Genomic DNA, 13,737 nt, shown 5'->3' with positions numbered 1-13,737 from the left:
CGGTTCTCCTGGATGCTCAGCTAGAGCCGTGCGCCGACGTACTCGGTCAGGTCGACGAGTCGGTTGGAGTAGCCCCACTCGTTGTCGTACCACGCCGAGACCTTGACGAGGTTGCCGCTCACGTTCGTGAGCTCCGAGTCGAAGATCGACGAGTGCGGGTTGAGCTGGATGTCGCTCGAGACGATCGGGTCCTCCGTGTACTGGAGGATGCCGTGGAGGCGCCCCTCCGCCGCGGCGGCCTTGTACGCCGCGTTGATCGTCTTGGCAGTCAGACCCTCGGCGGAGGTGATGACGGTGAGGTCGACGATCGAGCCGGTGGGCACGGGCACGCGGTACGAGGAGCCGCTGAGCTTGCCGTTGAGCTCGGGCAGCACGAGGCCGATGGCCTTGGCGGCGCCGGTCGAGGCGGGAACGATGTTGATGGCCGCACCGCGCGCACGACGCAGGTCGCTGTGCGGGCCGTCCTGCAGGTTCTGGTCGGCGGTGTAGGCGTGCGCGGTCATCATGAAGCCGCGCTCGATGCCGAAGGCGTCGTTGAAGACCTGCGCGAGGGGCGCGAGGCAGTTCGTCGTGCACGACGCGTTCGAGATGATGACGTCGGAAGCGGGGTCGTAGCTCTCCTCGTTGACTCCCATGACGATCGTCGCGTCGTTGCCGGAGGCCGGGGCCGAGATGAGGACCTTCTTCGCTCCGCCGGCGATGTGCTTCTTCGCGTCCTCGGCCTTGGTGAAGCGACCGGTCGACTCGATGACGATGTCGACGCCGAGGTCGCCCCAGGGAAGGTCGGAGGGGTCGCGCTCGGCGAAGACGCGGATGCGCTGATCGCCCACCGTGATCGAGTCGCCGTCGTGCGAGACATCGTGGGCGAGCGGGCCGCCGACGGAGTCGTACTTGAGCAGGTGAGCGAGGGCCGCGTTGTCCGTGAGGTCGTTGACCGCGACGATCTCGAGGTCGCTGCCCTGGGCGAGGGCCGCGCGCAGGTAGTTGCGGCCGATGCGTCCGAATCCGTTGATGCCGATCTTCACGCTCACGTGAGCTCCTTGTCGTGGGGGCGCTCCACGGCGCCGTGGGGTGGTCCGGGTGGTGGTGATGATGGTGACATGAGTGTGGCCGGGGACATCGCCCCGGCCACGATGCCGATTACGACAGTAGCAGGAGGGCGTCGCTGCCTGAGCGCGCCGCCGCGAAGCGGTCGGCGACGTTCTGCCAGTTGACGATGTTCCAGAAAGCCTTGACGTAGTCGGCCTTGACGTTCACGTAGTCGAGGTAGAAGGCGTGCTCCCACATGTCGAGCTGCAGCAGCGGCACCGTCGCCTGAGCGGTGTTGCCCTGCTGGTCGAAGAGCTGCTGGATGACGAGGCGACGGCCGATCGGGTCCCAGGAGAGTACTCCCCAGCCGGAGCCCTGGATGCCCATCGAGGCCGCGGTGAAGTGGGCGACGAACTGGTCGAACGAGCCGAAGAACTCGTCGATCGCGGTCGCGAGCTCGCCGGTCGGCTTGTCCCCGCCCTCGGGCGACAGATTGGTCCAGAAGATGGAGTGGTTGATGTGGCCGCCAAGGTGGAAGGCGAGGTCCTTCTCCAGACGATTGATGTTGGCGAAGTCACCTGACTCGCGCGCGGCCGCCATGCCCTCGAGAGCGGCGTTGGCGCCGGCGACGTAGGCGGCGTGGTGCTTCGAGTGGTGGAGCTCCATGATGCGGCCGCTGATGTGCGGCTCGAGCGAACCGTAGTCGTAGGACAGTTCGGGAAGGGTGTAGACGGACATGTGCGTATCTCTCCTCGCGAATTCTCGTCAGGCCGCAACGCTGAGCGCGCGACCCTCCTGACGGGTGATCAGTCTAGTGAGGGCAACGCCGCGGCCTCCCAGGCTGTTCCCGATACCCACCTCACGCTCAGTCGACCTCGGCGGGGAGCCCGGCCTCGGTACCGGGAATGCCGAGCTGCTCGGCCTTCTTGTCCGCCATCGCGAGCAGGCGCCGGATGCGCCCGGCGACCGCATCCTTGGTCATCGGAGGGTCGGCGTGGTGGCCCAGCTCGTCCAGGCTCGCATCGCGATGGTTGAGCCGCAGCTCACCGGCGTAGCGCAGATGGTCGGGCAGGTCGTCCTCGAGGATCTGCAGGGCGCGCTCGACGCGGGCGCACGCCGCCACGGCGGCCTGCGCGGAGCGTCGGAGGTTGGCGTCGTCGAAGTTGACGAGGCGGTTCGCGGTCGCCCGCACCTCGCGGCGCTGCCGCATCGCCTCCCAGTCCTCGACCGTGCGCTCGGCTCCCATCGTGCGGAGCATGAGCCCGATCTTGTCGCCGTCGCGAATCACGACGCGGTGCACTCCGCGCACCTCGCGGGCCTTGACGGGGATGCCGAGTCGTCCGGCAGCTCCCACGAGCGCCATCGCGGACTCGTTGCCGGGGCAGCTGATCTCGAGTGCCGCTGATCGGCCCGGGTCGGTGAGGGAGCCGTGCGCGAGGAAGGCGCCGCGCCAGACGGCCGCGAGCTCCTCCTTCGTGCCTGTCGTCAGACGGTTCGGAAGGCCGCGCACGGGGCGTCGTCGCGCATCCAGCAGGCCGGTCTGCCGTGCGAGAGTCTCTCCGCCCTCGAGAACTCGCACGAGATAGGTGGGAGTCTTGCGAATGCCGCTCGGCGACATGACAGCCGCGTCGCTGCGCATGCCGTAGAGCTCGGCGAGATCCTTCCGCACGCGGCGCGCGATCGCGGGCGCGTCGACCTCGATTTCGACGGCCACACGACCGGAGATCAGATGGAGTCCTCCCGCGAAGCGCAGCACGGTCGCAAGCTCGGCCGCACGCACGGTGGTCTTGGTGACCGCCAACTGTGCCAGTTCTTCTTTCACGTCGGCGGTCAGCGCCACAATCGCGCTCCTCTCGTTCTGCCTCGTCCTCGCCCAGCGGGTCGGGATGACACTCGACCTTACTCGCGTCCGAGGTCGCGGTGCTTCACCGTCACATCGATGCCAGGCATGCCGCGAAGGTGCGCCGCGAACTCCTCTACCAGCGCGACGGACCGGTGCTTGCCCCCCGTGCAGCCGATCGCGATGGTCGCATGCGGCTTGTTCTCCCGAGCGTACCCGGCGAGCACGGGGCCCAGCGCGGCGACGAAGTGCTGCACGAACTCCCGAGCGCCCTCCTGCTCGAGCACGAACTCGCTCACGCGCGGGTCCTGGCCCGTGGCACGGCGCAGGTCGTCCTGCCAGAAGGGATTGGGCAGGAAGCGCGCATCGGCCACGATGTCCGCGTCGGTCGGGATGCCGTACTTGAAGCCGAAGCTCTCGAGGGTCACTCGGACCAGCGCCCTGCCCTCGTCGGCGAAGAGCTCCGTGACGGTCGTGGCGAGCTGGTGGATGTTGTACTCGCTCGTGTCGATGATGAGGTCGCTGAGCTCGCGCACGGAGGTCATGAGCGCGCGCTCGCGCGCGATGCCGTCGAGCAGGGTGCCGTCGGCCTGCAGCGGGTGCGGTCGTCGCACCTGCTCGAAGCGGCGGACGAGCGCCTGATCGGTCGCATCGAGGTAGACGACGCGCACGGGCGTGCGCTCGCGCAGCTCCCCGATGATGCTCGCAAGGTCTGCGAAGAGCTTCCCTCCGCGCACGTCGACGACGGCAGCGATGGAGGGCAGCGCGCTGCCCGGATGCATGGCCAGGTCGAGGAGCGGGCGCAGCATCTGCGGCGGCAAATTGTCGACGACGTACCAGTCGAGATCTTCGAGGGCGTTCGCGACGGTGGACCGCCCCGCGCCGGACATGCCCGTCACGATGAGGACGTCGTTCGGCGTGCTCTCGCTCACAGTGGCCTCTTGCTCAGGTCGGGGACGGGGCGGCACCAGCCTAGACGCCCGCGCCATCGCGAAGCTCGCGATGGATCGCTGCCGCCACGACGGCGCCGATGCCGTCGACCTTCTCGATCTCCTCGGTGGACGCTGCCCGCAGGCGCGACACGGAGCCGAAGTGCTGCAGGAGCCGCTTGATGCGTGTGGGGCCGAGGCCCGGCACTGTGGAGAGCTGACTGCGGATATCCCGCGAGCGCGTCGTGCGCTGGTAGCGGAGCGCGAAGCGGTGCGCCTCGTCGCGGAGGCGCTGCAGCAGGAAGAGGGCATCGGAGGTTCTGGGCAGGATCACGGGGTACGGGTTTCCCGGCAGCCAGATCTCCTCGAGCCGCTTGGCGATGCCGCAGACGGCGATGTCGTCGATGCCTTCGTCGCGCAGAGCGCGGGCTGCGGCCTCCACCTGAGGTTGCCCGCCGTCGACGACCAGCAGTCCCGGTCGATAGTGGAAGGACTGCCTCGGCGCCTCCTGGACGACCTCTCCTTCGCCGACCGCCGCATCGCCGGTGTCGGCGAGCACAGCTGCCGCCCCAGTGTCCTGGTTCGCGGCGCGGTCGAGATGGGCGAGACGCCGTCGCAGCACCTGGTAGAGCGCATCGGTGTCGTCACGCGCCTGCGGGATCGCGAAGGTGCGGTACTGGTTCTTCCTGGGGAGCCCGTCCTCGAAGACCACCATGGACGCCACCTGGTTGGTACCGCCGAGGTGGGAGACGTCGAAGCACTCGAGTCGCAATGGCGCGCTCGCGAGCCCCAGGGCCTCCTGGAGGTCGGCAAGCGCTTGGGAGCGGGCCGTGAAGTCGCCGCTCCGCCGGGTCTTGTAGAGGCTCAGGGCGCCCTGCGCGTTGGTGGCGACGGTCTGCGCGAGGGCTGCCTTCTCGCCGCGCTGGGCGACCCGCACCGTGACGCCGCCGCGCTCGTGCGCGGCGCGCCGCCGCTCCCCCAGCAGGGTCTGCAGGGCGGCCGCGTCGTCGGGCACCGCGGGCACGATCACCTCGCGCGCCGGTACCGTGCCATCGTCGTAGGCCTTCTGCAGCACCGTGTCGACGAGCTCGGCGAGTGTGACATCGAGCTCGGTGTCGACGACCCAGCCGCGCACGCCGCGAATGCGCCCGCCGCGCACGATGAAAAGCTGCACAGCCGCTGCGAGCTCGTCGTACGCGACACCGAAGATGTCGGCATCGACGTCCTCGGCGAGCACGATCGCGTTCTTCGCGAGGGCGGTCTCGAGCGCGCCGACCTGGTCGCGCAGCCGCGCGGCGCTCTCGTAGTCGAGCTCGGCCGCCGCGGCGGCCATCCGCTGCTTGAGATCGCGCACGAATCGCTCGTCGTTGCCCGCCATGAAGGACGCGAGATCGAGCGCGATGCCCCGGTGCTGCTCCGGCGTCACGCGGCCCACGCAGGGCGCCGCGCACTTGCCGATGTCGCCGAGCAGGCAGGGCCTACCAGCCCGCTGTGCGCGCTGGTAGATGGCATTCGAGCAGGAGCGCATGGGGAAGGCCTTGAGCAGGATGTCGATGGTCTCCCGCACGGCCCAGACCTTCGTGTACGGGCCGAAGTACCGGGCACCGTCGATGCCGCGCGTGCGCGTCACCATGACCCGCGGCACCCTCTCGCCGAGGGTGATGGCGACGTAAGGGTACGTCTTGTCGTCCCGGAACTGCACGTTGAAGGGAGGGTCGAACTCTTTGATCCAGGTGTACTCGAGCTGCAGGGCCTCGAGCTCGCTGCCGACGACGGTCCACTCGACACCGCGCGCCGAGGTGACCATGCGGCGGGTGCGCTCGTGCAGGCTCGTGAGCGGCTGGAAGTAGTTGCTGAGACGGGAGCGCAGGTTCTTGGCTTTGCCGACATAGAGAACTCGACCGCTCTCATCATGAAAGCGATAAACCCCCGGTTCGACGGGGATCTCTCCGCGTGCGGGGCGCCAGTGCTCGCGCGTGGACATGTCAGGCGCCGATGACCTCGGTCTGCGGCAACAGCTCGGCGAGGAACTGCCCGGTGTAGCTGTCGGCGTGCTCGGCCACCTGCTCTGGCGTGCCCGTGACGAGCACCTGACCGCCGCCGGCTCCGCCTTCGGGACCGAGATCGATGAGCCAGTCGGCCGCCCGGATGACGTCGAGGTTGTGCTCGATGACGATGACGGTGTTGCCCTTGTCGACGAGGCCGCCCAGCACGACGAGCAGCTTGCGCACGTCTTCGAAGTGCAGCCCCGTCGTCGGCTCGTCGAGCACGTACACGCTGCGGCCCATGGATCGCTTCTGCAGCTCGGTCGCGAGCTTGACGCGCTGCGCCTCGCCACCCGAGAGCGTCGTGGCGCTCTGGCCGAGCCTCACGTATCCGAGGCCCACGTCGACGAGGGTCTTCAGGTAGCGGTGGATGGCCGAGATGGGCTCGAAGAACTCCGCGGCCTGTTCGATGGGCATGTCGAGCACTTCTGAGATGTTCTTGCCCTTGTAGTGCACGGTGAGCGTGTCCCGGTTGTAGCGGGCTCCATGGCAGACCTCGCACGCGACGTAGACGTCCGGGAGGAAGTTCATCTCGATCTTGATGGTGCCGTCGCCCGCGCAGTTCTCGCAGCGGCCGCCCTTGACGTTGAAGCTGAAACGTCCGGGCAGGTAGCCGCGCGACTTCGCCTCCAGCGTCTCGGCGAACAGTGAGCGAATGCGGTCGAAGACGCCCGTGTACGTTGCGGGGTTCGAGCGGGGCGTGCGTCCGATGGGCGCCTGATCGACGTGCACGACCTTGTCGAGATGCTCGAGCCCGTGCACGCGCGCGTGCTTGCCGGGTACTTGCCGTGCGCCGTTGAGGCGGTTCGCGAGCACCTTGTAGAGGATGTCGTTCACGAGCGACGACTTGCCGGAGCCGCTCACCCCCGTCACCGCTACGAAGACGCCGAGAGGGAACTCGACGGTCACGTTCTGTAGGTTGTTGGCCCGTGCGCCCTCCACCGTGAGGATGCGCCCGCGGTCGATCGGCCGCCGTGTCACGCGCTCGATGACCTGCCGCCGACCTGCGAGGTAGTCCCCGGTGATCGACTCCTTGTTCTTCAGCAGGCCGGCATAGGAGCCGGAGTGCACGACGCGCCCGCCGTGCTCCCCCGCACCCGGCCCAATATCGACGATCCAGTCGGCGGTGCGGATGGTGTCTTCGTCGTGCTCGACGACGATGAGGGTGTTGCCGAGGTTCTTGAGCTTGACGAGGGTGTCGATGAGTCGCCTGTTGTCGCGCTGGTGCAGCCCGATGCTCGGTTCGTCGAGCACATAGAGCACCCCGGTGAGCCCGCTGCCGATCTGCGTCGCGAGCCGGATGCGCTGCGCCTCGCCGCCGGAGAGGCTGCCGGCCGCACGGGCCATCGTCAGATAGCCGAGGCCGACTTCGAGGAGGAACTCGAGGCGGGCGCGGATCTCGCGCAGCACGGCCGCGGCGATCGAGGCCTCCCGATCGGTCAGGCTGATCGCGGTGACGAACGCATAGGCATCCTGCAGGCTCAGCTCGGCGACCTCGGCAATGTTGCGGTCGTCGACGAGCACGGCGAGCACTTCGGGCTTGAGACGGGCGCCGTCGCACTCGGGGCAGGGGACCTCGCGCAGATACTCTGCGAACCGCTGCTGCGACCAGTCGCTCTCGGCCTCCCGGTACTTGCGCTCGATGTAGGGGATGACCCCTTCGAAGCCGGTCGTGTAGGTGACATCGCGCCCGTAGCGGTTGCGCCACTTGACCCGCACGTCGAAGTCGTTGCCGTGCAGCACGGCGTGCTGCGTGCTCTCCTCGAGCTCGCCCCACGGTGTGTCGAGGGAGAACCCGAGGTCGTTCGCCAGTCCACCCAAGAGCTTCTGGAAGTAGCTGTAGAGGCCCTTGCCCTGCTGGTTCCAGGGAAGGATCACGCCGTCGTTGAGGGTGAGGCTCGGGTCACCGATGAGCAGGTCGACGTCGACCGCTTGTCGTGTGCCGAGCCCGGAGCACACGGGACAGGCGCCGAAAGGTGCGTTGAACGAGAAGGTACGAGGTTCGATCTCGGTCAGGCGCAGAGGGTGACGGTTGGGGCAGCTGAGCTTCTCGCTGAAGGTGCGGGTCGCGCTCTCCCCCTCCTCGTCCACGAAATCGATCACGACGAGGCCGTCGGTGAGCCGCAGCGCGGTCTCGAGCGAGTCGGTGAGGCGCGTGAGGATGTCGTCCTTCGCGACGAGCCGATCGACGACGACGGCGATGTCGTGCTTGACCTGCTTCTTGAGAGTGGGCGGGTCGCTGAGCTGGATGACCTCGCCGTCGACGACCGCACGTGAGTAGCCGCCCGCCGCGAGCTCCTTGAAGAGGTCGACGAACTCGCCCTTCTTCTGGCTGACGACGGGAGCGAGCACCTGGTAGCGGCGTCCGCTCTCGAGCGTCATGAGCTCGTCGGCGATCTGCTGCACCGTCTGGCGCTGAATGCGCTCCCCGCACTCGGGACAGTGCGGAATCCCCACGCGGGCCCAGAGCAGGCGCATGTAGTCGTAGATCTCGGTGATCGTGCCCACCGTCGACCGCGGGTTGCGGTTGGTCGATTTCTGGTCGATCGAGACGGCCGGGCTCAGGCCCTCGATGAAGTCGACATCGGGTCGATCGACCTGGCCGAGGAACTGGCGCGCGTACGCGGAGAGCGATTCGACGTAGCGACGCTGCCCCTCCGCGAAAATGGTGTCGAAGGCGAGAGAGCTCTTCCCGGAGCCCGAGAGCCCTGTGAAGACCACGAGCGAGTCGCGCGGAATGACGAGGTCGACGTCGCGCAGGTTGTGCACGCGCGCACCGCGCACGCTCAGGTGGGGAACGGATTCGTCAGGAGTAGCCGGCACTCTCGTCATTGTAGGTGGGGGGCCCGACAACGAGCCGTGCGCACCCGACGCGGAGGACGGGCTCAGCGCACGTGCCCGACCTCGATCATCTGCCGCAGCTCCTTCTTGAGGTCTTGCACCTCGTCCCGCAGGCGAGCGGCGAGCTCGAACTTCAGCTCGTCCGCCGCGGTGAGCATCTGCGCGTTGAGGTCGGCGATGATCGACTCGAGCTCGGCCGCGCCCGAGGCGGCGCGACCCTCCCGGCGCGCGATCGGTGCTGGAGCGCGCTTGTCCTCGCCACGCCCCGAGAGCAGGGCTTCGGTGTCGGCACCTTCGCGCACGAGTTGATCGGTGATGTCGGCGATGCGCTTGCGCAGCGGTGTCGGATCGATGCCCATCTCGGTGTTGTAGGCGATCTGGCGGTCGCGGCGGCGCGTCGTCTCGTCGATCGCCTGCGCCATCGAGGGCGTCACGGTGTCGGCGTACATGTGCACCTGGCCGCTCACGTTGCGGGCCGCGCGACCGATGGTCTGGATGAGCGAGGTCGCCGACCGCAGGAAGCCCTCCTTGTCGGCGTCGAGGATCGCCACGAGCGAGACCTCCGGCAGATCGAGCCCCTCGCGCAGCAGATTGATGCCGACGAGCACGTCGTACACGCCCTGGCGCAACTCGCGCAACAGCTCCACGCGGCGCAGGGTGTCGACGTCGGAGTGCAGGTAGCGCACGCGCACGCCCGCCTCCGTGAGGAACTCCGTGAGCTCCTCCGCCATCTTCTTCGTGAGCGTCGTGACGAGCACGCGCTCGTCGCGCTCGGTGCGCTGGCGGATCTGCTCGAGCAGATCGTCGATCTGGCCCTTGCTCGGCTTGACGACGATCTCCGGGTCGATGAGACCCGTGGGGCGGATGATCTGCTCGACCACCGAGTCGGTGATGCCGAGCTCGTACTTGCCGGGGGTCGCCGAGAGGTACACCTTCTGCCCGGTGCGGGCGAGGAACTCCTCCCAACGCAGAGGCCGGTTGTCCATCGCGCTCGGCAGGCGGAAACCGTGCTCGACAAGTGTGCGCTTGCGTGAGGCGTCACCTTCGAACATCGCGCCGATCTGGGGCACGGTCACGTGGCTCTCGTCGATCACGACGAGGAAGTCTTCGGGGAAGTAGTCGAGGAGGCAGTTCGGCGGCTCCCCCGCCGCGCGGCCGTCGATGTGGCGGGAGTAGTTCTCGATGCCGCTGCAGAACCCGATCTGCTCCATCATCTCGAGGTCGAAGGTCGTGCGCATGCGCAGCCGCTGGGCCTCCAGCAGGTTGCCCTGGCGCTCGAGCTCGGCCAGCCGCTCCTCCAGCTCGAGCCGGATCGTGCCGACCGCGCGCTCCATGGTTGCCGGCGAGGCGGCGTAGTGCGTCGCCGGGAAGACCGATACCGCGTCGAGGGAGCGCACGACGTCGCCGGTGAGCGGGTGCAGGGCGTAGAGCGCCTCGATCTCGTCGCCGAACATCTCGATGCGGATGGCGAGCTCTTCGTACATGGGAATGATCTCGATGGTGTCTCCCCGTACGCGGAACTTGCCGCGCGAGAAGTCCACGTCGTTGCGCTGGTACTGCATGCCGACGAAGCGACGGATGAGGTCGTCGCGCGCGATGGTCTCCCCGACCTGTAGCGCCACCATGGCTTCGAGGTATTCCTCCGCCGCGCCGAGACCGTAGATGCACGACACCGTGGACACGACGACGACGTCGCGCCGGCTCAGGAGCGAGTTGGTCGTCGAGTGACGCAGCCGCTCGACCTCGGCGTTGATCGAACTGTCCTTCTCGATGAAGGTGTCCGTCTGAGGCACGTAGGCCTCCGGCTGGTAGTAGTCGTAGTACGAGACGAAGTACTCGACCGCGTTGTGGGGCAGCAGTTCGCGGAACTCCGTCGCCAGCTGCGCCGCGAGGGTCTTGTTGTGCGCCATCACGAGCGTCGGGCGCTGCACCTGCTCGATGAGCCAGGCGGTCGTCGCCGACTTGCCCGTGCCCGTCGCGCCCAGGAGCACGACGTCGGTCTCGCCCGCATTGATGCGCGCGGCGAGCTCGGCGATCGCCTGAGGCTGGTCACCGCTCGGCTGGTAGTCGCTGACGACCTCGAAGGGGCGCACGGATCGGGTCGGCTGCATGCCGTCAGCCTATTCGGCGCCCCCGACACCCAACCGAGAGCGCAGCGTGCTCCACACCTCGTCCGCCTGCTCGAGGGTGCGCTCGAGGGTGCCGGAGGCGTCGAGCACGATGTCAGCCAGAGCACGCCGCTCGTCGTCCGTGAGCTGGGCCGCGACACGCTCGCGCGCCTCCTGGTCGGTCATGCCGCGATGCTCGACCAGACGCCGCACGCGCGTCGGGGCCGGAGCATCCACCACCACGACGACGCCGAACTCGTCGCGCGCGCGTGCCTCAGCCAGCAACGGCACGTCGTAGACGATGAGTGCCTGCGGGTCGGCGTCGCGAGCCCGGGCTACGGCCTCACGGTAGAGGCGGTGAACCTCGGGATGCACGATCGCATTGAGGGCGGAGCGCTCAGCCTCATCGGCGAAGACCCGGCGGCCCAGCGCACTGCGGTCGAGGGCGCCGTGCTCGTCGAGCACATCGGCACCGAAGCGCTCGACGACGGCCTCGAGACCCGCCGACCCGGGGGCGACCGCCTCCCGAGCGAGCGCATCCGCATCGATGATCACCGCTCCGTGCTCGCGCCATCGGCGCGCGACGGTGCTCTTGCCCGCGGCGATTCCCCCCGTCAGCGCGATCACATCCACGCGATCCAGCCTAACGGCGCTCGCGCGGCCGATGCGGATATCATGGCGCTCAGCGACGGCGAGGGAGGGCGGAGTGCTCGAGATTCTCACAGGAACGGGCCTGGCGGTCGCCGCGGGTCTCAACGCCTACATCCCTCTCCTCATCCTCGGCCTCGCCGGACGCTTCATGGACGGTATCGAGTTGCCCGCGGCGTGGGTCTGGCTCTCCCACGACTGGGTGCTCATCATCATCGGCTCACTGCTCGTGATCGAGATCATCGCCGACAAGACTCCCGCGGTCGACTCCATCAACGACTGGCTCCAGACGCTCATCCGTCCGGCAGCGGGAGGTATCGTCTTCGGCACGGGAAGCGCGACGCAGACGGCCGCGGTCAGCGATCCGGCAGCCTTCTTCGAGAGCGATCAGTGGGTGCCCGTCGTCGTCGGCATCGTGATCGCTCTCGTCGTGCACGGCGGCAAGATGCTCGCTCGGCCCGCGGCCAACACTCTCACCGCGGGCGCTGCCGCGCCCGTGCTGTCGACCGGTGAGGACATCGGCGCGGTCGTGCTGAGCCTCCTCGCCCTTCTCATCCCCGTGCTCGTGATCGTCGCCCTCCTCGGGCTCGTGCTCGCGGTAGTGCTCGCCTTCCGGCGAGCCGGGCGTCGACGCCAGTCCGTCGAGCCCGTCCCCTCACCGCACTAGCGCCCGTCACCGCACGAGCGCCCCTCACCGCACGAGCGCCTCTCACCGCACTGGCGCCGCGACCCGCACGCACGAACGGGCCGCACTCGCGAGGAGTGCGGCCCATTCTGCCCGGATCACGCGCTGGGCGTGCCGTGCGGTGACTCAGTTCAGACGTTGCCGGAAAGCTTCTCGCGCAGCGCGGCGAGCGACGCGTCGTCGGCGAGGGTGCCCGCACCGGAGGCGTCGGAGCTGAACCCTGCGCCGCCCGTGGACGGAGCATCCAGGTTCTCGTCCTCGACGAGCGCGGTCGCGACCTGCTTCTTGTGCTGCTCCCAGCGGGCCTGCGCGGCAGCGTAGTCCTGCTCCCACTTGGCGCGCTGCTCGTCGAAGCCGTCCTTCCACTCGCCCGACTCGGGGTCGAAGCCGTCAGGGTACTTGTAGTTGCCGGCCTCGTCGTACTCGGTGGGCATGCCGTAGACCGCGGGGTCGAACTCGGTGCCCTCGGGGTCGACGCCCTCGTTCGCCTGCTTGAGGCTCAGCGAGATGCGACGGCGCTCGAGGTCGATGTCGATGACCTTGACGAACACCTCGTCACCGACCGACACGATCTGCTCGGCGAGCTCGACGTGCTTGGCGGAGAGCTCCGAGATGTGCACGAGGCCCTCGATGCCGTCTGCAACACGCACGAACGCGCCGAACGGAACGAGCTTCGTGACCTTGCCCGGTGCGACCTGACCGATCGCGTGCGTGCGCGCGAAGACCTGCCACGGGTCCTCCTGCGTCGCCTTGAGCGAGAGCGAGACGCGCTCGCGCTCGAGGTCGACCTCGAGAATCTCGACGGTGACCTCCTGGCCGACCTCGACGACCTCGCTCGCGTGTTCGATGTGCTTCCAGCTGAGCTCGGAGACGTGCACGAGTCCGTCCACTCCGCCGAGGTCGACGAACGCGCCGAAGTTGACGATCGACGAGACGACGCCCTTGCGCACCTGGCCCTTGGCGAGGTTGTTGAGGAACGTCGAGCGCGTCTCGGACTGCGTCTGCTCGAGCAGTGCGCGGCGCGAGAGCACGACGTTGTTGCGGTTCTTGTCGAGCTCGAGGATCTTCGCCTCGATCTCCTGGCCGAGGTACGGCGTGAGGTCGCGCACGCGGCGCAGCTCGATGAGCGACGCGGGCAGGAAGCCGCGCAGGCCGATGTCGACGATGAGGCCGCCCTTGACGACCTCGATGACGGTGCCGGTGACAACACCGTCGTCGTCCTTGATCTTCTCGACATCGCCCCAGGCGCGCTCGTACTGCGCGCGCTTCTTGGAGAGGATGAGGCGGCCTTCTTTGTCTTCCTTCTGGAGGACGAGGGCTTCGACCATGTCGCCGACGGAGACGACCTCGGTGGGGTCGACGTCGTGCTTGATCGAGAGTTCGCGCGAGGGGATGACGCCCTCGGTCTTGTAGCCGACGTCGAGGAGGACCTCGTCGCGGTCGATCTTCACGACGGTTCCTTCGATGAGGTCGCCGTCGTTGAAGAACTTGAGGGTCAGTTCGACCGCGGCCAGAAAGTCTTCTGCAGAGCCGATGTCATTGATGGCGATCTGCTCGGGTGCCTTGGTCGTTACGGTGGTCATAGAGATGAGTGCTCCGATGCGGACATGAT

Annotated in this window: 10 protein-coding genes; 1 reads left to right on the top strand and 9 read right to left on the bottom strand. The window is 68.0% G+C overall.

Annotation, left to right across the window (positions count from 1 at the left end; genetic code table 11):
- Window positions 1-20: 20 nt before the first annotated feature.
- From gap to coaE, 8 genes are all read right to left on the bottom strand, one after another.
- A complete protein-coding gene (gene gap, locus IE160_RS06310; protein WP_191150567.1) occupies window positions 21-1,031 on the bottom strand; it encodes a type I glyceraldehyde-3-phosphate dehydrogenase in 1,011 nt (336 codons plus the stop codon).
- Window positions 1,032-1,140: 109 nt separating this feature from the next.
- Complete coding sequence (locus IE160_RS06305) at window positions 1,141-1,767, bottom strand: superoxide dismutase (protein WP_179871857.1); 627 nt, start codon at window positions 1,765-1,767, stop codon at window positions 1,141-1,143.
- A 127-nt stretch (window positions 1,768-1,894) separates the two neighbouring features.
- Window positions 1,895-2,869 carry a DNA-binding protein WhiA gene (gene whiA / locus IE160_RS06300; RefSeq protein ID WP_152582843.1) on the bottom strand — a complete coding sequence of 325 codons (975 nt, stop codon included), beginning with the start codon at window positions 2,867-2,869 and terminating at the stop codon, window positions 1,895-1,897.
- A gap of 59 nt (window positions 2,870-2,928) precedes the next feature.
- On the bottom strand, window positions 2,929-3,801 hold the full coding sequence (gene rapZ, locus IE160_RS06295; protein WP_224744382.1) for an RNase adapter RapZ: 873 nt from the start codon (window positions 3,799-3,801) through the stop codon (window positions 2,929-2,931).
- 40 nt (window positions 3,802-3,841) lie between these two features.
- On the bottom strand, window positions 3,842-5,782 hold the full coding sequence (gene uvrC, locus IE160_RS06290) for an excinuclease ABC subunit UvrC (protein ID WP_191150566.1): 1,941 nt from the start codon (window positions 5,780-5,782) through the stop codon (window positions 3,842-3,844).
- Window position 5,783: 1 nt separating this feature from the next.
- Window positions 5,784-8,675: an excinuclease ABC subunit UvrA gene (gene uvrA / locus IE160_RS06285; RefSeq protein WP_179871854.1), complete on the bottom strand. Its 2,892-nt coding sequence runs from the start codon at window positions 8,673-8,675 to the stop codon at window positions 5,784-5,786.
- A gap of 53 nt (window positions 8,676-8,728) precedes the next feature.
- The gene (gene uvrB / locus IE160_RS06280; RefSeq protein ID WP_191150565.1) at window positions 8,729-10,795 is read right to left on the bottom strand and encodes an excinuclease ABC subunit UvrB; all 2,067 of its coding nucleotides are present in this window, start codon (window positions 10,793-10,795) and stop codon (window positions 8,729-8,731) included.
- 9 nt (window positions 10,796-10,804) lie between these two features.
- Entirely contained in the window at window positions 10,805-11,425 is a 621-nt protein-coding gene (gene coaE / locus IE160_RS06275) for a dephospho-CoA kinase (RefSeq protein ID WP_179871852.1), read from the bottom strand.
- 73 nt (window positions 11,426-11,498) lie between these two features.
- Here coaE and IE160_RS06270 point away from each other — a divergent pair, with 73 nt between their 5' ends.
- A complete protein-coding gene (locus tag IE160_RS06270; RefSeq protein WP_218925586.1) occupies window positions 11,499-12,107 on the top strand; it encodes a DUF4126 domain-containing protein in 609 nt (202 codons plus the stop codon).
- 149 nt (window positions 12,108-12,256) lie between these two features.
- On the opposite strand, the gene rpsA is transcribed toward IE160_RS06270, so the two are convergent.
- Window positions 12,257-13,708 carry a 30S ribosomal protein S1 gene (rpsA, locus tag IE160_RS06265; protein ID WP_179871850.1) on the bottom strand — a complete coding sequence of 484 codons (1,452 nt, stop codon included), beginning with the start codon at window positions 13,706-13,708 and terminating at the stop codon, window positions 12,257-12,259.
- Window positions 13,709-13,737: the final 29 nt, after the last annotated feature.

Origin of the sequence: Chryseoglobus sp. 28M-23, from assembly GCF_014789785.1 — a bacterium.
Lineage (GTDB): Bacteria > Actinomycetota > Actinomycetes > Actinomycetales > Microbacteriaceae > Microcella > Microcella indica.
The sequence above is the reverse complement of the archived record's forward strand: the minus strand, read 5'-3'. Positions and strand labels throughout refer to the sequence as shown.